The organism is Endozoicomonas sp. ONNA1 (genome assembly GCF_024606325.1).
In the GTDB taxonomy this organism is placed as follows: Bacteria; Pseudomonadota; Gammaproteobacteria; order Pseudomonadales; family Endozoicomonadaceae; genus Endozoicomonas_A.
Genome location: NZ_JAHHPN010000127.1, coordinates 1 through 22,357, shown reverse-complemented (window position 1 = coordinate 22,357; position 22,357 = coordinate 1). Strand labels below are relative to the sequence as shown.

Sequence of the window (22,357 nt, the reverse complement as noted above, 5' to 3'; positions counted from 1 at the left end):
TTAATGTTCTCTGGCTATAGCGCGATAGCCAATGTCTGTCCTGAAGTAAGCATTATCCCACTGAATTTTTGAGGAGGCCTGATAGGCTTTGTCCTGCGCTTCGCTGACGCTGCTGCCCAGAGCCGTGACACAGAGTACGCGACCGCCATAGGTCACTACTTGTTCTCCCCTTAACTGAGTGCCGGCGTGAAACACTTTGCAGTCTGTTGAGTTGGCTTTCTCAATACCAGTGATGATGTCGCCTTTGTGGTACTTTTCCGGGTAGCCACCTGCGGCCATAACAACGCCAAGTGCGGTTCTTTCATCCCACTGGGCCTGGATTTGATCCAGCTTTCCTGTTGCGCCAGCCAGACAAAGTTCAGTCAGACTGGATTGCAGACGCATCATAATGGGCTGGGTTTCAGGGTCACCGAAACGACAGTTGAATTCCAGTACTTTTGGTGTGCCTTTGTCGTCAATCATCAGGCCTGCGTAAAGAAAACCCTTGTAGGTGTTACCTTCGGCAGCCATACCTTTCACGGTGGGAATGATCACTTCCTCCATTGCGCGCTCATGAATGCTCTGAGTCACTACCGGTGCCGGCGAGTATGCACCCATACCACCCGTGTTAGGGCCTTTGTCACCGTTATCCCTGGCTTTATGATCCTGGCTGGTCACCAGAGGTAGAATGTTTTTGCCATCCACCATAACAATAAAGCTGGCTTCTTCTCCTTGAAGGAATTCTTCGATAACCACCCGGTGTCCTGCTTCACCAAAGGCGTTGCCAGCCAGCATGTCATCAATGGCAGCAAGTGCCTGTTCTTCTGTGTCAGCAAGAATGACGCCTTTGCCAGCCGCCAGTCCGTCCGCTTTTACGACAACAGGGGTGCCTTTCTCACGGACATAGGCTTTGGCCTGATCAATGTCAGTGAAGGTTTGATAGTCGGCAGTAGGGATTTTGTGGCGAGCCAGGAAGTCTTTGGTGAAAGCCTTCGAGCCTTCCAGTTGTGCAGCACCTTGAGTGGGGCCGAAAATAGTGAGGTTGGCTGCTTCAAAGCGGTCAACAATACCGGCCACCAGAGGGGCTTCAGGGCCAACAATGGTAAGGTCGATGTTTTCTTCGCTGGCGAATTCAACCAGTTTATCGAGTTCAAGAACATCAATGCTGATGTTGGTTATGCCTTGCTCAAGAGCTGTTCCTGCGTTTCCAGGTGCCACAAAAACCTGTCCTACCTTGTCGTCTTGAGTTGCTTTCCAGGCGAGCGCATGTTCGCGTCCGCCACTGCCGATGATAAGTACTTTCATAGGTTTGCCTGTCCCCGGGGAGTCTGTTTGTGGTGGATAGCCAGTGTTTGTTATTGGTCGTAGATCGAGTGAAAAAAGAGACACATTCTGTGTCTCTTGTCAGCGATCAGTGACGAAAATGTCTGACGCCTGTGAATACCATGGCAATGCCGACCTCGTTGGCGGAATCAATCACTTCTTGATCTCGCATGGAGCCGCCTGGCTGGATGACAGCGGTAATTCCGGCACTGGCGGCTGCATCAATGCCATCCCTGAATGGGAAGAAGGCGTCTGATGCCATTACAGATCCGCGGACTTCCAGATTTTCGTCGGCTGCCTTGATGCCGGCAATTCGAGCACTGTAAACCCGGCTCATCTGACCTGCACCTATACCGATGGTTTGATGATCCCTGGCGTAGACGATCGCATTCGACTTGACAAACTTACCCACTTTCCAGGCGAAAAGCAGATCGTCCAGTTCTGCTTCAGTGGGTGTTCTCTCTGTAACTGATTTCAGTTCCAGGGTGCTGGTTACCTTGATGTCGCTGTCTTGAACCAGCAGTCCGCCATTGACTCGTTTGAAATCCAGAAAATGTTCTGTTGTCTCTGGTAGTGTGCCGCAACACAGTAGCCGGATATTCTTTTTGTTCTGAAGAATGATTTCTGCTTCGCTGTCGACTTCCGGAGCAATGATGACTTCTACAAACTGACGATCAATGATGGCGTTGGCAGTGACTGCATCGAGTTTTCTGTTAAACGCTATGATGCCACCAAAGGCGGATGTGGGGTCGGTTGTGTAGGCTCTGTTATAAGCCTCAAAGATGTCAGCGCCGATGGCTACACCACATGGGTTGGCATGTTTGACGATGACACAGGCAGCAGATTCAAAGGATTTGACACATTCCAGAGCCGCATCGGTGTCAGCAATATTATTGAAAGAGAGTGCCTTGCCCTGAATCTTCTGAGCACTGGAAACAGTGCCCGAAGGAGCAGGATCTTCTACATAGAAAGCGGCTTTCTGATGGGGGTTCTCGCCATAACGCATGTCCTGTACTTTTTTGTACTGACGGTTAAAAGTTCGAGGAAAGGCTTCTGGTTCTTCGTTATCGCCCGTCAATGTTCCGAGATAGTTGGCAATAGCACCATCATACTGAGCAGTATGCTCAAAGGCCTTTACTGCAAGATCAAAACGAGTCGCTGCAGAAACAGAGCCGTTGTTCTCACCAAGCTCGGAGAGCACCCGGGTGTAGTCTTTTGCATCGACGACAATCGTGGTGTCCCTGTGGTTTTTGGCAGCAGCACGAACCATGGTGGGGCCACCAATGTCAATGTTCTCGATCGCCATCTCCAGTGTGCAGTCCTCACGGGTCACTGTCTGCTCGAAGGGGTAGAGGTTGACGACGACCAGATCGATTGGCTTGATACCGTGCTCTGTCATGACGGCTTCGTCCTGACCGGAGCGACCCAGAATGCCTCCGTGAACTTTGGGGTGCAGGGTTTTGACTCTGCCGTCCATCATTTCCGGAAAGCCAGTGTAACTGGAGATTTCCACAGCGGGAATATCGTGCTCAACCAGCAGATTGTACGTGCCGCCCGTGGAGAGGATTTCTACTGAGCGCTGATGCAGTGCACGTGCAAATTCCACTATCCCGGTTTTATCTGAGACACTGATCAGGGCTCTTCGAAGGGGAGGCTGTTCGAAATCGTTTGCCATCATTCCTTTACTCACTGAAAAATCGTTGCCTGAAAAGCTGACTGATTCTAGCCGGATTTGAGCTTCTTCGCAGCATCCGATTCTCGGAAATAGTGGGAAATACAAAAATAATGTTGCTACCTCGAACTGAAGTACAGGTTATTACAAAGCTATTGATCTTCAAAAAGATCTGGGTTTTGTTTTTATATGGGTTGTAAAGACGGGAGGTAGATAAAGTCGTATTCATGTCACAGATCATAATACGACTTTAGAGGCAGGGAGGTTACAAAAGGTCGTATTGCTTGAGTTTCTTTCTTAGTGTGCCACGGTTCAAACCAAGCAGGACTGAAGCTCTGGTCTGGTTACCCTTGACGTACGTCATAACGGTTTCCAGAAGGGGGGCTTCTACTTCAGAAAGGACCATCTGGTATACATCGGTTACTTCCTGACCATCCAGATGGCTGAAGTAGTTGTTCATTGCTTTCTCAACACTGTCGCGGAGTGTCTGCGTTTCACTCTCGATAGGGCTGGTTAGTGTCTGTCCATGGACAGAGGGTTTATCAGTAATAATATGAGGTGCCGTCATGCTGCAATATCCTTGTGATGACTTAAGGTTTGAAAGTACTCCAGTATGCAGTTTTCTTGTTCTTCTGCAGACTCTAGATTGTTGAATTGTTTGCGAAGTCTTGATCCGGATGGGCTGGCCTGCAGGTACCAGCCAACGTGTTTTCTGGCTATGCGCACGCCTTGGGTTTCACCATAAAACTCGTGAAGTGCAGCAAGGTGACCCAGTAGAATGGACTGGATCTCTTTGTGTTCCGGCGCTGGCAGCTGTTTACCCTGTTCAAGGTAGTGGTTAATCTCCCTGAATATCCAGGGTCTTCCCTGGGCTGCACGTCCCACCATGACGGCGTCTGCGCCTGTGATGTCCAATACCGCTTTTGCTTTCTCGGGAGAAGTAATATCGCCATTGGCTATCACTGGAATCTCCATGGATTCACAAATTCGGGCAATGGTCTCGTATTCAGCCTCACCCTTATACATACACTGGCGGGTTCTACCATGAACGGCCAGAGCGGATATACCAAAGTCCTGTGCCATCAAGGCAATGTCGAGGCCGTTTTTGTTTTCAGGACACCAGCCGGTCCGTGTCTTTAGAGTGACCGGGATATCAACCGCCTGAACCACTGACTTCAATATTTGCTTTACCAGTTCAGGTTCTCTCATCAGAGCGGAGCCAGCCGCTTTGTTGCAGACTTTTTTTGCAGGGCAGCCCATGTTGATATCAATGATTTGGGCGCCCCGTTCCTGGTTTAGACGAGCCGCAACAGCCATTTGTTCCGGGTCACTGCCTGCAATCTGAACAGAGCGAGGTTGAAACTCTTCGGCGTGATGATCCATTCTCAGTCGAGACTTTCGTGTGTTCCAGAGTTTTGGGTTGCTGGTCACCATTTCTGAGACGGCCATACCCGCTCCCATTCTCAGACACAGTTGCCTGAATGGGCGATCTGTTACTCCGGCCATGGGGGCCAGGATAACCGGACTTTGAATAGTGTATGGACCTATCTTTAACAAAGTGGTTTGCCTCAATCCAGCGTTGCTACTGTCCAGAGCGTGATAAAAATCCTCTAAGGTGATTTAAATGACTGCTCGGGATCATGAAAAAAGCAAGAGGTCGATCTTGCGGGGTTTTCAAAGATTTATACGACTTTCAGTGTCTCTTTGTGGGAGATCAGGCAGGCGTAATCGCATATAATACTCTGTACAATTTTTAGACGAAAGGGTGTTTTATTGTGGGCTCTGACTGGAACAGCACTCATCTTCACGAGCAGTTATTACCACGTACCGGTGTCCTGTTGCGAAATATGACCTTTCAAAGACGGTGTATAGTGACTTTTGTGAAAAGTACCGCAAGTAATAATTTAGGTGATCTAAGTGATTTTTGATCTCGATTAAATACCTATAGATTTGCGATATCTACTTATTGCAATTGCTCGGTTACGGTTTGTGGATGCACTTGCCGGTAAAACACCATAGAGACTCGATTTATAGGGCTTTCGCTTCTGCCAGTCTTTTAATTGGCAGGTAAAAAATACAGCTGATAGTTGGTAGCTCCATTGCCGGGATCAACGATTTCCATACTGAGCCTTATGGGGTGTCCGCTGGGTATCTCTCTGGATCCAGCCAGTGCACCGCCCAGATACTCCTTCGGGCGAAACCGTCTACTGGCTTCGGGTTGGCCATTAATGTCAGTAAATGTTAACTCAAGCAGGGGCCAGGGTTGCGGAAACGTGGCTTCATTGATGATCACTGAGTCTACTACCAGACCTTCGCTTCGCTCGGGGTGGCTACGGATGTGCAGTTGCAGGCTTTTGATGGCGTTAACATCTACCAATGCCGGAAGGGAGCAGTTCAGATATTGACAGCTTAAAGTGTATGCTGGTCTCAAACGTGGGTCGAGTGAAAGCTGATCTCTGTTAAACCATGCGTACTGTCCAGCAAGCGATACAGAAAAAATCAGGATCAGAGTGACCCAGCCCATTACTCTCAGGGAACTTCTTCCTGATTCTTCATCAACCTCAACGTGCTCCTTATTCAAAGTATCCAGAAAAGAATGGAATGGGGGCTCTTCTTCAGGCGTCGTTTCGACGGCTCTTAAAGTGCTTTCTTCAGGCTTGCTATCCTGAGTCGTGTTTTTCTCTGCTACTTTGTCATGTCGGGTCGATTGTTTTTCAGCCGGTTTGTCTTTCGGCTTCTTCTGGAGCGGTTTTTCCGGAGCAGCTTTATTGGGCATGTTTGATAGGGCATCAAACACCTCAAGACAGGAACCGCATCGAACCGAACCACTGGCGGCTCGTAATTGCGCCTGGGTCACCTTAAAGGAGGTCTGGCATTTTGGGCAGCGGGTGATTCGAGAGCCTTTCATGAAGCCTGTATGCGTTACTGTCTTGATTGAGTGTGGATTATTAGATCAAAGAGCTACAAAGGATGTCCACAGCCCGAAAGATAAAATCTTCCGGGATCTTGTCTGAAATCAGTCTGATATCAAAAAATATTGCATCTTTTTATGGTTATTACTTCCGGGTTCCGGTCACCAGGATCCAGTCTTCGTTCTGTACAACTGGTCCCAGGTCAAACCATTCAGAGTAGGTGCTGACGATACTGCTTTTCTGTTCTGAGAGAATGCCGGATAAAGTGATTTTTCCGCCACCTTTGAGATAGCTCGCCAATGTGGGGGCGAGTTCTACCAGTGGGCCTGCGAGTATGTTGGCTATGACGACGTCTGCTTTATTTTTCGGGACTTGTTCGGGCAGATATACTTTCAGTTTTTCCGGGGCGATCCCGTTCCTCTCAGCATTATCGATAGTAGCTTCCAGTGCCTGAGGATCAAGATCCACACCTGTGACTGTTTTGGCACCCAGCAATAGTGCTGCAATCGCCAGAATGCCGGACCCACATCCGTAGTCGATAACCGATTGGTTTTCGAAATTTTCCTGCTTTTCCAGCCATTCAAGGCACAGGGCTGTGGTTGGGTGAGTGCCTGTTCCAAAAGCCAGACCGGGGTCGAGCATCAGGTTTATAGCATCAGGTTCTGGAATCTCTTTCCAACTGGGGCAAACCCAGAGTTTTGTGCCAAATTGCATGGGCACAAAATGGGTCATCCACTCTCTTTCCCAATCCTTGTCTTCCACAATTTCAATCTTGTGGCCCGGAAATGGGTTTTGTTGGTATTGAGACTGTAAGTGCTCTACTACAGCGTCCATATCTGTATGGGCATCGAAGAGGCCAATGACAAGGGTGTGTTGCCACAGCGGTGTGCTGCCTGGCTCAGGTTCGAACAATGGCTGATCTTTACCATCCTGAAGGGTTACAGCACTGGCTCCAGCTTCCAAAAGCAGGTCTTCCAGTTCTTCAGCATGGTCGGAAGAGGTGTCTAGTTTGATTTGTATCCAGGGCATGGGTATGGACTTACTGATTAGGGGAGGGAGGCAGGATAAGTATCCGCCGGATCGGACACATTCTAGCTGATTGAAGGACTGGGACAAGAGGTATTATGAAAGAAGAGGGGGTAAGCTCTCCGAAAGCAGCTTTCAGAGAGCTTTGGAAGCAGAATCAGTCCTCTTCAAGCTTCTTTTCCAGATAATGGATGCTGACGCCTCCTTTCTGGAAGTTTTTGTCCTTCACCAGATCCTGATGCAGTGGAATATTCGTACGAATACCATCCACAACGGCTTCATCCAATGCGTTTCTCATTCTAAAAAGAGCGGTTTCACGATCTGGGCCATAGGTGATTATCTTGGCTATCAGAGAGTCATAGTAAGGTGGAATGCTGTAGCCACTGTAGAGATGCGAATCTACCCGAACACCATTACCACCGGGTGAATGGAACTGGTTGACCAAACCCGGGGAAGGCATAAAGGTTTTGGGGTCTTCTGCATTGATACGGCATTCAAAAGCATGTCCCTGAAGTTCAACTTCTTCCTGAGTAATGCTCAAAGGCAGGCCACTGGCGATGCGAATCTGCTCTCTGACGATATCTATGCCAGAAATCATTTCTGTTACAGGGTGTTCAACCTGCACACGGGTGTTCATCTCGATGAAGTAGAACCGGCCATCTTCATACAGGAATTCGAAGGTACCTGCCCCGGTATAGCCAATTTCAATACAGGCCTTGGTACAGGCCGCTGCTACGGTAGCTCTGGCATCTTCATCAATGCCGGGTGCAGGCGCTTCTTCAATGACTTTCTGGTGACGGCGCTGCAAAGAACAGTCACGATCCCCCAGATGTATAGCATTGCCGTGGCTGTCCGATAGTACCTGGAATTCAACATGACGAGGATTTTCAAGGAATTTCTCCAGGTAGACTACGTCATTGTTGAAGGCTGCCTTAGCTTCAGACTGGGTCAAGTTGATGGCATCCAGAAGATCAGACTCGCTGTGAACGACTCGCATACCGCGACCACCGCCACCACCTGATGCTTTGATAATCACCGGGTAACCAATGCAGCGAGCAATGTTTAGTGTGCGTTCGTCATCGTCTGTGATGGGACCATCAGAGCCAGGAACGGTTGGCACACCGGCTTCTTTCATGGCGGCAATTGCGGATACTTTGTCACCCATCAGGCGAATAACGTCAGGCGCAGGGCCTATAAAGGTGAATCCGCTGCGTTCTACCTGCTCGGCAAAATCGGCATTTTCTGATAGAAAGCCGTAGCCAGGGTGAATACCGTTAGCGTCAGTCACTTCCGCAGCACTGATAATAGCAGGGATATTCAGGTAGCTTTCAGTAGGGCTGTTGGGACCAATGCAGACTGACTCGTCAGCCAGACGCACGTGCATCAGGCTTGCATCAGCCTTGGAGTGCACAGCTACGGTTTTAATGCCGAGTTCTTTACAGGCCCGCAACACCCTCAGAGCTATTTCGCCCCGGTTGGCGATTACGATTTTATCCAGCATGACATCTGTCTCAGGCAATGGTAAACAGGGGCTGGTCGTATTCAACGGGCTGCCCGTTTTCAACCAGAATAGCTTCGATGGTACCTGATTTGTCGGCCTTGATCTGGTTCATCATCTTCATGGCTTCGACAATGCAGAGAACATCACCTTCTTTAACCTGTTGTCCCACTTCAACAAAAACCGGTGAGCTGGGTGAGGATGCTGTGTAGAAAGTACCGACCATTGGAGATTTTACATAGTGACCGGACAGTTGAGGCTTGGTTTCTGACGTCGGGGCTGTTGCCGGGGTTTCAGAGGCCGCTGCCACAGGCACTGGAGTCGTTGCAGGAATAAACTGTGGAGCAGCGACTGAGGCTACTGGAGCATTCTGGGAATAACGGCTGATGCGAACAGATTCTTCACCTTCGTGAATTTCCAGCTCATCAATTCCAGACTCTTCCAGAAGCTCAATGAGCTTTTTTACTTTTCGGATGTCCATCGTCACTCTCAAATGCTGTTGGACAGGGAGAAACTGTCCCGTGGTTAATTGGATGTATTCATTGGCGCACTCAATCATGCAGCCTTGATTGTTTTTACTGTGAAAATCATTTTATTCCCTAAACAGAAGAAGTGATTTTCTGTAGTCGGCCTTAAAGCTTTCAGTCATGTTGGCTTTTCAGAAGAGCGCCCTGCTGATGGAGCCTGTCAAGATCAGCCTCAAGACTTCTGACTGAGCAGGTCAATAGCATAGGCCAGACCAAACTCATAGCCCTTTGGTCCGACTCCAGCGATCACGCCTTCCGCCACATCACTGAAATAGGAGTGATGCCGGAAAGCTTCCCGTCGATGGATATTGGACAAGTGGACTTCAATAAAGGGAATGGCAACACCCAGCAGGGCATCTCTGATAGCAACGCTGGTATGAGTGTAAGCAGCAGGGTTGATAATGATGAAATCAACCTCTTCTTCAGAGGCTTTATGAATCCGTTCTATGAGTTCATGTTCAGCGTTGCTTTGGGAGCAGCTGAGCTGGTGACCAGCCATTTGAGCCTGTTGGATCAGAATCTGGTCGATTTGTTTCAGTGTCGTGGCACCATATACGCTGGGCTCTCTGGTTCCCAGCAGGTTTAGATTGGGGCCATTAAGAACAAGTATTTTTGCCATTAGTATCCTCTCATATTGGCGTTCATTGTGCCGCAACGAAATGAATGGGTCTAGTTCGTGCGTGTTACTGAACGTTAAGGCCAGTTACGAAGCATTTCAACGCCATGTTTAAGGAATGTCTTATGGATAAAACGTCTGGTTCAGCTTTTTCCGGAGTTGTGAGGAGGCTACCTCTCCCTGAGAGCGCATTTCACTTCGCTCCTGACCATTGGGATCGAAAAACAGCAGGGAAGGAGGGCCAAACAATTGATAATTGTCCAGCCAGTTCAGTTGTTCGGAGGTATTCGCGGTTATATCAAACTTGATGAAATGCCAATTGCCTGTGTCAATTTTGGCAAAAGCTTCAGGAAAAACGTCTCTTTCCATAGCCCTGCAGGAAACACACCAGTCCGCATAAACATCAATCATGGCTGCTCTGCCAAGCTTTTTAGCCGTTTCCAGCTGAGCTGAGAGTGCTTCAACTGTTGTAACTGTGCGGAAAGAGTCCCTTGTTGAAAGGTTTTCACCGGGCTGGCTGATTCTGCCAAGAGGCTGCAGTGGGTGGTTGTGACCTTGAGCTGCTCCGATGATCAGAAGAGCACCATAGATCAGGAAAACGAGGCCAACTGCCTGAAAAAATAGAGCGGATCCAACTTTCTTGCTGAAGTCCAGAGCGCCAAGACAAACAGCAGCACCAATGGCCAGGGTGCCCCAGAGAACGAGTGTGAGTGGTGCGGGTATAACACGCTCCAGCATCCAGACGGCAACGCCAAGCAGAAGGAAACCAAAGAAGTGTTTGACATTCTCCATCCAGCCGCCAGCTCCAGGCAGCAGGCTCTTGCCACCCAGGCCGATCAATAGGAGTGGCAGTCCCATTCCCAGGCCCAGAGCCAGCAACGAGAGTCCACCAATGAGTGCGTCACCTGTTGAACTGATGTAAATCAATGCGCCTGCCAGAGGTGCTGAGACGCATGGCGATACTACCAGAGCCGATAAAATCCCCATAATGGCTGCAGCAGAATGACTTCCTGATTTCTGAGGCTGTCTGTTGAGACGGTCTCTGAGTTTTTCCGGGAGCTGAAGCTCATAAAGACCAAACATGCTCAAAGCAAGAATGACGAAGAGAGCAGCAAAAGGGATCAGTAGCCAGGGCGATTGCAGTTTTGCCTGCAAGTTCAGGCTCGCCCCGAAAAGCCCCGTCAAGGTGCCAGCCAGAGCGAAGGTGATCGACATGCTGAGTACATAAATGATGGAAAGAGAGAGCGTTCTTTTTCGACTGGCTCCCTTTGATGCAGCGCCTACCAGCAGACTGGAGAGAATGGGAATCATCGGAAGTACACAGGGGGTGAAAGACAGCCCCAGACCTGCCAGTAAAAATAGTAAAAGAGTCACAAGGAGGTCTCTGTCTCCAAAGGATTCTGAGAAACTCAGAGCCTTGCCGTCTTCCGATGTTGTTTCAGAAGACTCAATCAGGCCAGCACTGGTGACATTGGGGTTCCGGGCAGAAATATTTAGTGTCTGTGGCGGATAGCAAAGACCTGCATCAGCACAGCCCTGAAACCTTATCTGGAATTGAGGCTCGGACTCAGTACTCTTGACAGGAATTCTGACAGTGACATTTTCTGGAAAGACCTCCATGTTCTGTTCAAAGTTAATGTCGTACTTTTGCTTGCCTTTTGGGAATAAAGGCTCTCCAAGCAGTGTAGAGCTTTCATGATTGGAAAAGCTGAATCGATCTTTGTAGAGATAATGCCCTGGCGTTACGAGAAAGTGCAGCAGCAGTGTGTTGTTTACAATCTCTGCTTCCAGCTGAAAGGCTTCTTCGACAGGCAAAAATTGTTGGGTGTCAGATCCCAATAGTGCATTCACATTAGCAGAAGAAACACCGGCAAGAGCCCAGGTAAAGAGAGTAAGGAAAAACGTTGTGAGGTAAGATTTTTGATTGCTTCGAAATAGCTGAACCATGTAAAACCAACTGTTCTTGTTTATGGTCCTTTAATTGTGAAGTGAATCCGCCGGGATGCAAGCTCCAGAGTTGGCAAATGGTGCGGGAGAGAATATCTCCAACACCATTAAGGGATTAATAATCCATTTACAAAAAATGGTTTATTGCGTTAATCCCTTCAGCCTTTGTAGTTGGCAGCAGACTTTTTGATGACTTCAAAGGCCGCTTCTTTTCCTTCCCAGCCTTCGATCTTGACCCACTTGCCCGGTTCCAGATCCTTATAGTTCTCGAAGAAGTGTTCGATTTGCTTCAGCAGCAGTTCTGGCAGATCAGAGTACTCCTGTACATTGTTGTACAGTGCAGACAGCTTCTCATGGGGAACTGCAATCAGTTTCTCGTCCTGACCACTCTCGTCGGACATGTTCAGCATACCGACCGCACGGCAGCGAATGACGGAACCCGGGACAACAGGGTAAGGCGTCACTACCAGAACGTCCAGAGGGTCACCATCGTCTGCCAGAGTCTGAGGAATGTAACCATAGTTGGCAGGGTAGAACATGGGGGTAGCCATGAAACGGTCTACCATCAGAGCATCAATATCCTTGTCGATTTCGTACTTGATAGGTGACGCATTGGCCGGAATTTCGATGGCAACATAGATATCTTCAGGCAAACTTTTACCTGCCGGGATATTCGCATAGCTCATGTGTATACCTTTGCCTTATTTCGATTACAGAGGTAAATGGATGGGAAGGTAGCCATTATAGAGTCCCCGAAGAGACTTGTCTTCGTTCTCTACAAGACTTTATGAACTAAGTTTCTCCCTGCAATTGGACATTGTTCGGAAAAGAGTAGAATACTTTAAGGTGTCAGTATTGCTTCTGATGCTCTGAACAACCGGAGAGGTTTTATGAGATCAATCAAAGTTAAAGACTGCATGACTCCTCAAGTGATCACCATTCCACCAACTATGGAAGTGGTTGAGGCTATACGAATACTGCTCCATAACGACATCACAGCTGTTCCGGTAGTCGATGAGAATGAGGGATTGGTAGGTCTCCTTTCAGAAACCGACTGTCTTCAGGGAACGTTGATGGGTGGGTATTTTTCTCAGGAAGGCAGCCTTGTGGGTGAAAGTATGACCCGGGAAGTCCTTTGCGTATCGCCCTATGACGATATCATCACTGCTTATGAACACTTCATGAAAGCCCATGCTTTCAGAGTGCCCGTAGTCGATGATGGTGCACTGGTGGGGGTGCTAAGCCCTAAAGATGTCATGTCTGCGGTGTTGGAGTTTTATGAAACACCTACTACACAAAAAGCGGTGTAAGGGGCGTTGAAACAAGCCTGAGGCTCTTACAGACGAGTTCAGGTGAATATATTGAGTGACTGTCGGATAGAAATGCCAATAAATTGGCTAGATAATAAAGTTTCACTTATTCTCTTTGAGTATTAAATCTACCTGCCGAAGCGATACTTCATCTAAGCTTTACTGAAGAACATGCTGCATTTTTCGGAAGAAGGTTTATGCCAGGGAGAACGTCGGGCGTTGATGCTCAAACTACACCACCCGTTGATTCAGTGCATCCAAAGCACGAGGTCAATAAATCGGGTCGGTTGGGTGCCAGAAATGTCACCGGAACACAGGGGCAGAGTCTGGTTGGCAGACGTGACAGTGAGGGCTCGGGCCCTGCACCCGAGAGTATTCACTCACGTTCTGCTTCTGTAACCTATTATGATCAGGAAGATTTGCCAGAACCTAAAGAAGAAGAGCTGGAATATTCACTGAGCAGCGGTGAAGCGTCTGAAATGCTCCGTTCGCTGGAAGCTTCGAGAAAGTCTCCCACAACCAGTCCTTCAGAATCTTATGGGCTTCACGGGGCACATTCAACACTTGATCCGGACGAAGACGAAGGTGCTCCGCTCCAGTCAGAACCTCGGCAACCATCTCCGGGTGAGGAAGTTGACGTTCATGCTCCGGGGACGGAAGATGGGCTAAATACATCAACAGCTTCTTCTCACTCTTCAAAAGCAAGGGTATCTGTCAGCTCATCCGCTGATCCTGATGCGCAAAGCAGAAAAGAAGCGTTCAAAAATGAGCTTCAGCCCAAGCTTGGCTTTCTCGATAAGCACAAAAAAGAGGCAACGGTCACCACAGTTGGAGGTATTCTGGTAGGTGTGGGCGCGGTTGCAACTATTGCTTTCCCCCCGTTAGGGATTTGTTTGTACGCTTGCGGAATAATGATGTTAAGTATGGGTCTCACAGAGATAATGGCCCCCTCAGGTGATGTCCAGCAGAACCTGCCTCAACCAAAACCCGATAAGCCTGAGCCCAAACCCGATGAGTCTAAATCCAAATCGGATGAAAGCAATGTGGATGATGGCAAGTTCATGGCTGTTCGCAAACCTGTACTGGAAGCTCTCACCCAGGGAGATGGCGTGATTTCTGTCCGGGAAGAGAGTTCTCTGGATGAAGACGAAGCCAAAGAAAGGCTTAAGAGGTTCGCACAAGAGGACAAGCTTATTGCAGGCCCCGAAGCGCTTTTGGAGCAAATGTCTAGTGGAATACAAACAGGCATGCCTCTCTCAGAGGTGGTTTCAGAGGCTATTGCCGGTGTCCTGAGTAGAGATAAGAGTTTTGACCCCCATGATGCTGAATTCAAAGCGGTCACAAACGCTATTTTGAGTGCGGCAGAAGCCATGATGAATGCCACATCGGCCAGTGAGAGAGAACAAGCTCTGGCTGCATTTCTAACGAAACTGAAAGAGATGCTGCCGAGAATGAGCGATGCATCCCTGGATCAGCTGATTGCTATGACCAGAGGAGCCATGGCCAGTCCTGGTACAGAAGAGGCAAGGGAAATATTGAGTAGTGTGTTGAAGTTGCTCGAAGCAGAAAAAGCAGAGCGATTGTTAAAGCACCAGTACCCAGTCGCATTTGGGGATTCTGCTGAGGTCTCTGACTTGGTGCCTGGACCACCAGTAGCCCTAAAATCTGGAAAATCACCGAGAACACCTCCACAGTCCTCTACTAGTGAAACAGGTGTTTCAGAGGCGGTTGATCCATCTATTTCAAAAAATCTGGTTCACTTCCGAGTGCTTTCTTTTGAGCTGAGCACTTTAGACAAGGCTGATCGTCTTGATGGCAGCGACAAGAATGACTTTCTGAAGGCCGCCAAGGAAGTGCTCGAAAGGCCCAGAGGGAAAAAGATCACGGGGGCACAGTTTTTAGACGAGCTTGAAAGGTATACACGCGATAAGTTCGCTAATGTGATTGAGAAGATGAGAAAGAAGGATTATTTCAAATAGCGCATAATTTACGTTTTTAATGAAATTTTCGCATGAAAACCATGTACTAAATTAATTCTAATGTGGTTTGCTCAGAGCGGCAGGGAGCCAATTTATGACTGATTCCACACCATCGGTGGATAACAAGGGAGGAGTAACACTCTCTGGCACGCGAGGGTCAGTTCATCTTACTGACGCTAAAAGGGACTCACTCAGGGCGGCGGGTTTCAGTGATGCTCAGATAGATGCTTTGCTCTCACTGGCCGACCCTGATGATCAGGGAAATTCCCTGACACCTACTCATTTTTATACTGTTGATAAGTCGACACTCAATTCTCTTCAATACGCTGGCAAGCTCACGGATGCGGCAAAACAGCTGGTTTATGTCCAGACGCCGGTCTCACTGATGAATCAGGTCAGTGATCCGAGCAACTGGCAGGGAGACAATTACATTGGCCCGGGGGCCGCCTCTGTGAATGCCTATTTGAATGGAGAGCCTGTCGATTTTTCCAAACCCAGTCTGGATGCCCTGGTGATGTCAGTTCTTACGGCCAGGGCGGAAATCATAGAGGTTCAACTCAGAGAGCAGATTGAATCGATTCAGGACAAGAATGCCCAGTTGGAAGTGGCAAACGACTGGTTAGCTAAAGCTAAAGCTAAAAAAGCAGACGCCGGTACATCGGGCACAACAACCTTTAGTCCGGAGTTCAAGGAGTTTTGGGACAGTCTCGGTGCCAAGTACCAGGGTGGTACTGATCACAATTCAGCAGACTGGGAGGTCAATATCGAAGGTTTAAAGACCAAAATTGAGGCATTGACCAGTCAATCCCAGCTGGAAACAACTAAACTACAGCAGACTATAAATAAATATAATCAAAGCTTTGAAATGCTTTCTAACTTCGTCAACAAATACTATCAGTCACTGAGTACAATTATTCAGAACCTACGGTGAATCATGGAGGATCACGCTGTGAATGAAGAAGCCAGAATGAACGAAACTGAAGAACTCGATGATATGCTTCTTGAGTTCTTTGGTAAGGGGGGAACCTTCAAAGATCTGAAGAATATGAGCGATGATGCCATGGAAGCTATATATAGCGTCGCTTATAACCTTTATCAGGGGGGGAAGTACGAAGAGGCACAAAAGGTCTTTCAGTTCCTCTGCTTCTATGATCACTTCAATCGAAAATACTTCATGGGTCTCGGCGCCTGTCAGCAAATGATGAAGCAGTATGAAAATGCTATTGAGATCTTCACTTTTGCCACGGTACTGGATGCCGACGATCCCAGACCCATGATCTACATCGCTGACTGTCATCTGGCGATGGGTGACAACGAAAAAGCAAAAATGTCTTACGAGACGGCCATTGAATGGGCTGGAAATACGGCTGCTTACGAGGAAGAGAAACAGAGAGCCGAAAGCATGCTGGATAACCTGAGCAGTTAAGGGAAGAGGTGAAAGGATGTCTTCAATCAGTCAGGGACCTGTTACCACAGAGCAAACCGGAAACATTCATCAGGCTTCTTTTGATGCCGTTGATAGTGAAGAAAATCCGGTTCAACGAGGCTTTAGTCACCAGAACAGTTACTCCAGAACGGAAGGTGGTGAAGCCCCAAAAGCTCATATCAATGCGCCGGTTCTGGATGCTCCATCGGCTGATGCTGAGTCTGACAAGGCTACCGCAGAAGTATTGAAGCATCAGGAAGGGCAGGCCATGGAAAAGTCGGCAAACCGACCCAAGACGCCCGGTGAGGTGGTTCAGGAACAGAAAAATCTCCCCATCAGAAAGCAGACAAACCAGCTTCAGGCTAAGCGTACTGAGCTTGAAAGTATGGGCTTTAGTAAATCCCAAATTGACGGGATGCTGGCCGTGGCTGATCCCAATGATCCCAAAAACGCTCTTGCTCCGATGCACTCTTCTTCTGCCAGATTCAAAGATATGGAAGCCCGGGGTGGCGATCCCAAACTGAATACATTGTTCAATACTTTCGAAGATGTCATGGTCCGTTTCTCTGCCATCAGAGAAATTCCGGATGATCTGAAAGCTGAGCTGACTAAAGATCTCAATGCGTTTACCAAAGCGGCTTTCAACGCTGAAAAGCCTCTGGATATTGATAGCGCTACCACGATGCTGGTTCAGATTCAGTCAAAGTTACAGAACGAGCGACTCCGGTTTGATCAGGAGAGTATCAAGATAGGTCAGGTTGCTGCTGAGCAACGCAGTAGCAATATCATATCTAAAATCCGCGAATCCATTGCAAAAGTCGAAGAATCGAAAAAATCTCAAATGGTAGGGAAGATTTTCAGTTATATCGCGCTGGTATTCTTGGCGATTGCAACCGTCGCTGTGGCTGCTGCGGGAGTTCTTACCGGTGGTGCTTTAAGTATTGTTGCCGCAAGTCTGATGGTTGCAGCGACGGGTCTTATGATCACTATGACGGTTTCATCAGAAACCAGTAACTTTATGATGAAAATTTTTGACGGTCTTGCCAGTGACGAAGACGGTGAGAGAGATGCCAAAATTGGTGCCACGGTCTTTTGGGCCGTCATTATGATCGCACTTTCTGCGGGTGCAGCTTTCGCAGGCGGAGCTGCCGGTGCTGGTGGCGCCGCTGCCAGTACAGCCTCGGGAACAGCAACAGGGTCTTCAACCGCTGCATCGGTGACGGCGACAGGCGCCAACACGGCTGCAACCACATCAGCTGCTGTTGCAAAAAATGTTGCGATCCTGTCCAGGATAGGACAGACAGCCCAGTGGATAGGGGGGGCTGGTCAGATGGCTTCGGGTGGTGCTGATATCGGAACCTCTGTTTACAAATACGAAGCAGACATATTCAGGGCGGAAGCGCTTGAAGAAAAAGCCGAAATGGTCAGGATCCAGAAGGCCATCGATGATGCTATGGAAGGTTTGGAAAAGGCTATCCAAGAACTCCAGAATGGCTACTCCACAGCTGCCAGCATCATTAAAGCGAATCACGAAACCAAGACTACACTTGCGCGCAACCTGCGTGCCTGAGTCTCAAGGAGGTAGATTATGTCACAGGTAGGACAGACAGGCGCGTCACAGAATACGCCGGTGGACTATGGTTCTCAGGCATCAGCACTGGCTGGCTCAGCCCCTCTGGACGAAGTCGGTCGTGGAGATCTCGATGGTGAAAACCTTCGATATTCCCGTGAAGCCAAAAATACCGAAGTATTGAAAGGTCAGCAGAAGAGGGCGCCAGAGCTTGATAAACCCGGTGATGTCAAGCCCACCCATCTTGAAACAGCCAATTCTGACGTCAACGATATCAGTAAGCTGACTCAGTCATCTCTTGAAAAGACTCAGAAGCTGGCGGAAAGTTTACGCAGTGGCAACCTCAATCCGCAACAGCAACAGCAGCTGCAAAGAAACGCCGATCTTTTGAAAGGAAGTGCCGGTCTTTTAAGCAGTCTTCATGGTCATAATCTCGGAACTGCTGAGGGCAAGAGAAGTGTTCTTGCCGGAATGGGCTTCAGTCAGAGCCAGCTCGATGCCCTGATGTCACTGGCTGATCCCGATGATGCGGGTAACTCTCTGGCGTCGATGCACGGAGGTCAGTCAGCCTTGCAGGGTAAAAAAGACGCTCTGAAATCCATGGGTTTTAGTGAAAGTCAAGTGGATGCCCTGCTGTCACTGGCTGATCCGGATGATGAAGGTAATTCGCTGACGTCTACTCACCAGACCGGGTCCGGAAAAAATAAATCGGCACTGACCTCTCAGGGGTTCAGCAATACTCAGGCAGAACGTTTGACGGCACTGTTGAATGGCCAAACATTTGGCACTGAACAACAGAAAGATCTACTGAAACAAATGGGTTTCAGTGATCCAGAAGCCGATGTGCTACTGGCAACGGCCGATCCACAATCTTTGAAAACTCTAGATAAGCTGGCTCGATCAACGGATGCTAATCAGCTGGCTCATCTGCAAGAGATGGCAAAGGCCGCCAACGTACTATCAACGGGCAGCCCGATCGGGGACAGGGTTCTACAACAGCTGGTGGACATTTTTACTGTGTTTGAACTCCTTCACGAGATGAGTGTTCAGGGTCGAAGAACCGCCAGGGAAACCAGAGCCATTGAGTATGATGCGGCCAAGCAGGAAGTTCTGCACCAGGCCGGAGAAATGAGAAAAGCCGCCATCTTTTCTCTGGCAGCCGGAATGGCCAGTGGTGTCATGAAAATAGGGGCTGGTGCGGTGGCCATTCGCGGGGCATCGGGTGGTGGTTCCGCTGCTGATAGGAATATCAAGATGCAGTTGGCTACCCAGAAGGCTCAAATGGTAACGGGGGTGGGTGACATTATTTCTGCGGGTTTCAACTATCAGTCGTCTGAACACCAGGCACGACAGAAAGAGCATGAAGCCTTCCAGAAAACCCACGAAAACGCCGCCCAGAGTTCATCTGAATGGATGCAAATGCACCAGGACATGGTTAAGACGGTTCAAAGCAAAATGGACGAAATTATACGAACCTGGTTCGAAACGCTGAAAACTACCACTAGAGGCTAGACAGATAAGCTCAGGTTCGCGGGTGTAGGAATTCCCGTCTACGACATGCAGGAGGCATGACATGACTATTCCACTCGACAGGGCCGGTGGTGCCTCAGCGCCATCGTTTCTGGAGAGTAACCAGAACGTTGCAGGCAACCAGGGGGCCAAAGGCAAGGTTGCCGGACAGACGGTTCAAGTCCGGTCTGATGCTACTTCTGCACTGCTTGACAGTGCAGAAGAGCTTTCCATGGTCGCCGACCGCTTCAAGCAAACCAAACTCAAAGACAGAAAACTCTCTTCCGGTTCAGAACTCTCTGACAAGCTTCTTGAGCGCATCCGGAAAATACAGGCAATTCAGGAAACCCAGGCGTTTAAGGACCTGGCTAATAATTTCAGTAATCAAGCCAATCTCAACCCCAATCAGGTTCTTAAGCAAGCACAGGAATTTTCGGATGATGTGCTCGAGCAATTCGCGGCACTGGATTTTGCCGCAGACTATTTCGAAGAGCTAGGAGATCAAGAGAAAGCCAGTCAAATTCGAAAGGCTCAACAAAGCATCAGGGAAAAGAATCCGACACTGATCCAGGCTGGCCTCAATATCTCTGAGTCAGCAGCCCAGATGATCGAAGAAATGGGCTTTGATGTTGATGTTCGCACGGTCCGTGAAAGCTATGCTGATCTTATTGATTCAGCGAAGATGGATCACGTTCGAGATGATGGTTCACTCAAGAAAACTTACCGCTATCTAGTAGAAACTTATGGAGCAGAAAATCTTGAAGGGGCTATTCAGGGACAACTTGATCTCCTTGCGACGGACCTGAACTGTACGACTCATTCTACTTCACCGGTCAGATTGAAAGTCATTATTGATGATATGAAAGGCTTGAAGATTCAGTCAGGTGTTCATGATGCTTGCTGTGAAGCGGAAGAGAGGCTGGAAAGAACATTCCCTGAAGAAAACGTCGTTCGTCTTGTGCTGATGGGAGAGATGCTGGACCTCGTCGATAAACAGTGGGTCACAGAGTCTGACTTTGAAAAGTTACCGTTAAAAATGAATCTGGAAAAACTGGAAGCTCATATTTTTGCTCTGACTTCCATCGTGGATATTGTGAGGTCCATTCCTGAAGAAGTGTTTACCAATGATGAGACCAAGCTGAATATGTTGTCTGCGGCAACGGACAGTCTGGATAACAAAATTGAAGAGGAAGAGTCAGAGGCCATTGAAGAGGCTGTGCTGGATACCGAGCTGGATGACAGTTTCCTGGGTGAACTAACCGCTTCTTTGGATTTACCATCGAGTAAGAAAGTTGAAACACCTTTTTTTGCTGCTGAGAAGGAACAAAAATCTGAGTAGCCACCATGGAATAAGGCTCTGTGGGTGATAACAGGCAGGGGTAGCTGTGAAAGGACGCTAGCATGAGGGAAGCAGGCAATGGATTGGCGGGATGAGGTGATTTCGGATATTGGCCGGGGAATGGGTATTGAGGGACTCAGTTTCGGCGTCTCCGGAGTAATCAGCATTGAATTTGAATCTGAAAGGGCTCTGTATCTGGAGACACAGGAAGAGGGTGTTCTTATTTACATGGTTCAGGGGTTGTCCCGATTTGATGCCTGCAAAAGCCTGGTTCATGCGCTAAGAAAATGTCATTACACCCAGTCTCTTGCGCTGCCATTGCAGGCAGGGCTGAAAGGAGAAGAGGAACTGGTCTGGTTGATTCATCTCAATAATGAACAGTTCTCCCGTCCAACCGTTGAAAGTGCTATCGAAACAATAATTAGACAGTCTGAGCAGCTTGCTGCTTAAGGTTGCAAGGTGGCAGGCCCCGCTTGCTGAAAATGAAGACCAACTCAAGAGGTCTGTTATATGGCCGAAAATATTATCAACTCAAAAGGCCTGACAGAGAAAGCGCTTGAATCTGCCGAAACGTTTGCCGTTCCGGAAAAAGTGGATGCAGGTGCGGCCGATAAATTTGGCAGCCTGCTTTCAGGTGATGCTGATGGACAGCAGTCAATAGAAGCTGCTTCAGCGGTTGGACAGCCAGAAGGGGAAGCCCTGACTCTGGGAGATAAGATTCTCAGGGGTATGCAGGGGTTAAGAGAGCATGTTGAAGCAGGTAAGGAGAATGTCGTTTCCAACCTGCAGCCTGGTGAAACGATGACCATGCAGGACATGTTTAAAACCCAGATGGCCATGACCAACCTGATGGTCACCGAGGATTACATAGGGAAGATTGTCAGTAAGAGTACCCAGACGTTTGATACTCTGCTGCGAAATCAATAATTCCTGACGAAGTCCTGAAGCAAGTGCACAGCTGCCTGGTAATTTTGGATCCAGAAATACAGCCGGAGTCATCCGTTCATGAGCAAGGGAACTGTGCACCGTACTCTGAAATACCTGGGAGTCATCTGCCTCAGCTTTCTGCTGTCAGGGTGTCAGGTTGAGCTCTATTCTGGCCTTTCTGAAAAGGAAGGCAATGACATGCTGGCCATCCTGTTGGATGGCGAAATACCTGCGGAAAAGCTTATCAATAAGGACAAGATGGTGACCCTGATGGTGCCATCTGAGGAAGTTTCAAGATCCATCAAGTTGCTTCGTGGTTACGGATACCCCAAGGAGAAATACTCTTCAATTGGTGATATTTTTCCAAAAGACGGTCTGATCTCTTCACCCACTGAAGAGAGAGCTCGTTATACCTATTCCATGTCACAAGAGCTTTCATCAACATTATCCATGATTGATGGTGTTATCACCGCTCGTGTCCATGTTGTCCTGCCTCAGGAGCAGGATTCTCTGAGTGATGTCAATTACCCTTCCTCAGCCTCTGTGTTTATCAAGTACACACCAGAACTGGAGCTGGCTGGCTTCATTCCAAAAGTGAAAACACTGGTGTCTAACAGTATTGAAGGCCTGTCTCTTGATAAAATCACGGTTTCTCTCTTTCCTGCTACTCGTATTAATCAGGGGAGCAGTGCCGCGCCCAAAATGGAATCGGTTTTTTTCGTTAAAGTGAATCCTTCTTCCGCCGGTGCTTTGAGGGGCGTTGTCTACGGACTCCTGTTTCTCTTGATCGTGGCACT

General features: G+C 48.6%; 21 protein-coding genes. 10 read left to right on the top strand and 11 right to left on the bottom strand.

Annotated features, from left to right (window positions below; all coding sequences use genetic code 11):
- The 11 genes from purD to ppa form a co-directional block, all read right to left on the bottom strand.
- Positions 1–1,284, bottom strand: a complete 1,284-nt coding sequence (gene purD, locus KDK19_RS02895; RefSeq protein WP_257279851.1) for a phosphoribosylamine--glycine ligase — start codon at positions 1,282–1,284, stop codon at positions 1–3.
- Positions 1,285–1,390: 106 nt separating this feature from the next.
- Positions 1,391–2,980: a bifunctional phosphoribosylaminoimidazolecarboxamide formyltransferase/IMP cyclohydrolase gene (purH, locus tag KDK19_RS02890; protein WP_257291311.1), complete on the bottom strand. Its 1,590-nt coding sequence runs from the start codon at positions 2,978–2,980 to the stop codon at positions 1,391–1,393.
- Positions 2,981–3,239: 259 nt separating this feature from the next.
- Entirely contained in the window at positions 3,240–3,542 is a 303-nt protein-coding gene (gene fis / locus KDK19_RS02885; RefSeq protein ID WP_257275726.1) for a DNA-binding transcriptional regulator Fis, read from the bottom strand.
- Entirely contained in the window at positions 3,539–4,531 is a 993-nt protein-coding gene (dusB, locus tag KDK19_RS02880) for a tRNA dihydrouridine synthase DusB (protein ID WP_257275727.1), read from the bottom strand. Before dusB ends, fis begins: the two co-directional genes overlap by 4 nt.
- 499 nt (positions 4,532–5,030) lie before the next feature.
- The gene (locus tag KDK19_RS02875; RefSeq protein ID WP_257275728.1) at positions 5,031–5,882 is read right to left on the bottom strand and encodes a DUF3426 domain-containing protein; all 852 of its coding nucleotides are present in this window, start codon (positions 5,880–5,882) and stop codon (positions 5,031–5,033) included.
- Positions 5,883–6,030: 148 nt separating this feature from the next.
- Positions 6,031–6,915 carry a 50S ribosomal protein L11 methyltransferase gene (gene prmA / locus KDK19_RS02870; RefSeq protein ID WP_257291310.1) on the bottom strand — a complete coding sequence of 295 codons (885 nt, stop codon included), beginning with the start codon at positions 6,913–6,915 and terminating at the stop codon, positions 6,031–6,033.
- Positions 6,916–7,069: 154 nt separating this feature from the next.
- On the bottom strand, positions 7,070–8,413 hold the full coding sequence (accC, locus tag KDK19_RS02865) for an acetyl-CoA carboxylase biotin carboxylase subunit (RefSeq protein WP_257275730.1): 1,344 nt from the start codon (positions 8,411–8,413) through the stop codon (positions 7,070–7,072).
- 10 nt (positions 8,414–8,423) lie between these two features.
- Complete coding sequence (gene accB, locus KDK19_RS02860) at positions 8,424–8,891, bottom strand: acetyl-CoA carboxylase biotin carboxyl carrier protein (RefSeq protein ID WP_257291309.1); 468 nt, start codon at positions 8,889–8,891, stop codon at positions 8,424–8,426.
- Positions 8,892–9,109: 218 nt separating this feature from the next.
- Positions 9,110–9,556: a type II 3-dehydroquinate dehydratase gene (gene aroQ, locus KDK19_RS02855; RefSeq protein ID WP_257279849.1), complete on the bottom strand. Its 447-nt coding sequence runs from the start codon at positions 9,554–9,556 to the stop codon at positions 9,110–9,112.
- Positions 9,557–9,676: 120 nt separating this feature from the next.
- Positions 9,677–11,500, bottom strand: a complete 1,824-nt coding sequence (gene dsbD, locus KDK19_RS02850) for a protein-disulfide reductase DsbD (RefSeq protein WP_257291308.1) — start codon at positions 11,498–11,500, stop codon at positions 9,677–9,679.
- Between the two features lie 158 nt (positions 11,501–11,658).
- Complete coding sequence (gene ppa, locus KDK19_RS02845; protein ID WP_257279847.1) at positions 11,659–12,186, bottom strand: inorganic diphosphatase; 528 nt, start codon at positions 12,184–12,186, stop codon at positions 11,659–11,661.
- 204 nt (positions 12,187–12,390) lie between these two features.
- Here ppa and KDK19_RS02840 point away from each other — a divergent pair, with 204 nt between their 5' ends.
- The 10 genes from KDK19_RS02840 to sctJ form a co-directional block, all read left to right on the top strand.
- Positions 12,391–12,810 carry a CBS domain-containing protein gene (locus KDK19_RS02840; RefSeq protein ID WP_257279846.1) on the top strand — a complete coding sequence of 140 codons (420 nt, stop codon included), beginning with the start codon at positions 12,391–12,393 and terminating at the stop codon, positions 12,808–12,810.
- Between the two features lie 197 nt (positions 12,811–13,007).
- Positions 13,008–14,789, top strand: a complete 1,782-nt coding sequence (locus tag KDK19_RS02835) for a hypothetical protein (RefSeq protein ID WP_257276062.1) — start codon at positions 13,008–13,010, stop codon at positions 14,787–14,789.
- Positions 14,790–14,883: 94 nt separating this feature from the next.
- The gene (locus KDK19_RS02830; protein WP_257276063.1) at positions 14,884–15,720 is read left to right on the top strand and encodes a hypothetical protein; all 837 of its coding nucleotides are present in this window, start codon (positions 14,884–14,886) and stop codon (positions 15,718–15,720) included.
- Positions 15,721–15,723: 3 nt separating this feature from the next.
- Positions 15,724–16,215 (top strand): SycD/LcrH family type III secretion system chaperone, encoded by a 492-nt coding sequence (locus KDK19_RS02825; protein ID WP_257279845.1) that lies wholly within the window; start codon positions 15,724–15,726, stop codon positions 16,213–16,215.
- A gap of 16 nt (positions 16,216–16,231) precedes the next feature.
- Positions 16,232–17,785, top strand: coding sequence for a type III secretion system translocon subunit SctE (sctE, locus tag KDK19_RS02820; RefSeq protein ID WP_257279844.1), 1,554 nt, complete (start codon positions 16,232–16,234; stop codon positions 17,783–17,785).
- An 18-nt stretch (positions 17,786–17,803) separates the two neighbouring features.
- On the top strand, positions 17,804–19,297 hold the full coding sequence (locus tag KDK19_RS02815) for a hypothetical protein (RefSeq protein ID WP_257279843.1): 1,494 nt from the start codon (positions 17,804–17,806) through the stop codon (positions 19,295–19,297).
- Positions 19,298–19,358: 61 nt separating this feature from the next.
- Positions 19,359–20,633 carry a TyeA family type III secretion system gatekeeper subunit gene (locus tag KDK19_RS02810; protein WP_257291307.1) on the top strand — a complete coding sequence of 425 codons (1,275 nt, stop codon included), beginning with the start codon at positions 19,359–19,361 and terminating at the stop codon, positions 20,631–20,633.
- A gap of 78 nt (positions 20,634–20,711) precedes the next feature.
- On the top strand, positions 20,712–21,083 hold the full coding sequence (locus tag KDK19_RS02805; RefSeq protein ID WP_257276067.1) for a hypothetical protein: 372 nt from the start codon (positions 20,712–20,714) through the stop codon (positions 21,081–21,083).
- A 60-nt stretch (positions 21,084–21,143) separates the two neighbouring features.
- Complete coding sequence (locus tag KDK19_RS02800; protein WP_257288151.1) at positions 21,144–21,560, top strand: EscI/YscI/HrpB family type III secretion system inner rod protein; 417 nt, start codon at positions 21,144–21,146, stop codon at positions 21,558–21,560.
- Positions 21,561–21,638: 78 nt separating this feature from the next.
- The coding region (sctJ, locus tag KDK19_RS02795) for a type III secretion system inner membrane ring lipoprotein SctJ (protein WP_257291306.1) at positions 21,639–22,357 on the top strand (719 nt) is incomplete at its 3' end.

Coding starts and splice junctions, on each gene's coding strand:
- purD (WP_257279851.1), bottom strand. CDS start 1,284: ATGAAAGTACTTATCATCGGCAGTGGCGGACGCGAACATGCGCTCGCC.
- purH (WP_257291311.1), bottom strand. CDS start 2,980: ATGATGGCAAACGATTTCGAACAGCCTCCCCTTCGAAGAGCCCTGATC.
- fis (WP_257275726.1), bottom strand. CDS start 3,542: ATGACGGCACCTCATATTATTACTGATAAACCCTCTGTCCATGGACAG.
- KDK19_RS02875 (WP_257275728.1), bottom strand. CDS start 5,882: ATGAAAGGCTCTCGAATCACCCGCTGCCCAAAATGCCAGACCTCCTTT.
- prmA (WP_257291310.1), bottom strand. CDS start 6,915: ATGCCCTGGATACAAATCAAACTAGACACCTCTTCCGACCATGCTGAA.
- accC (WP_257275730.1), bottom strand. CDS start 8,413: ATGCTGGATAAAATCGTAATCGCCAACCGGGGCGAAATAGCTCTGAGG.
- accB (WP_257291309.1), bottom strand. CDS start 8,891: ATGGACATCCGAAAAGTAAAAAAGCTCATTGAGCTTCTGGAAGAGTCT.
- aroQ (WP_257279849.1), bottom strand. CDS start 9,556: ATGGCAAAAATACTTGTTCTTAATGGCCCCAATCTAAACCTGCTGGGA.
- dsbD (WP_257291308.1), bottom strand. CDS start 11,500: ATGGTTCAGCTATTTCGAAGCAATCAAAAATCTTACCTCACAACGTTT.
- ppa (WP_257279847.1), bottom strand. CDS start 12,186: ATGAGCTATGCGAATATCCCGGCAGGTAAAAGTTTGCCTGAAGATATC.
- KDK19_RS02840 (WP_257279846.1), top strand. CDS start 12,391: ATGAGATCAATCAAAGTTAAAGACTGCATGACTCCTCAAGTGATCACC.
- KDK19_RS02835 (WP_257276062.1), top strand. CDS start 13,008: ATGCCAGGGAGAACGTCGGGCGTTGATGCTCAAACTACACCACCCGTT.
- KDK19_RS02830 (WP_257276063.1), top strand. CDS start 14,884: ATGACTGATTCCACACCATCGGTGGATAACAAGGGAGGAGTAACACTC.
- KDK19_RS02825 (WP_257279845.1), top strand. CDS start 15,724: ATGGAGGATCACGCTGTGAATGAAGAAGCCAGAATGAACGAAACTGAA.
- sctE (WP_257279844.1), top strand. CDS start 16,232: ATGTCTTCAATCAGTCAGGGACCTGTTACCACAGAGCAAACCGGAAAC.
- KDK19_RS02815 (WP_257279843.1), top strand. CDS start 17,804: ATGTCACAGGTAGGACAGACAGGCGCGTCACAGAATACGCCGGTGGAC.
- KDK19_RS02810 (WP_257291307.1), top strand. CDS start 19,359: ATGACTATTCCACTCGACAGGGCCGGTGGTGCCTCAGCGCCATCGTTT.
- KDK19_RS02805 (WP_257276067.1), top strand. CDS start 20,712: ATGGATTGGCGGGATGAGGTGATTTCGGATATTGGCCGGGGAATGGGT.
- KDK19_RS02800 (WP_257288151.1), top strand. CDS start 21,144: ATGGCCGAAAATATTATCAACTCAAAAGGCCTGACAGAGAAAGCGCTT.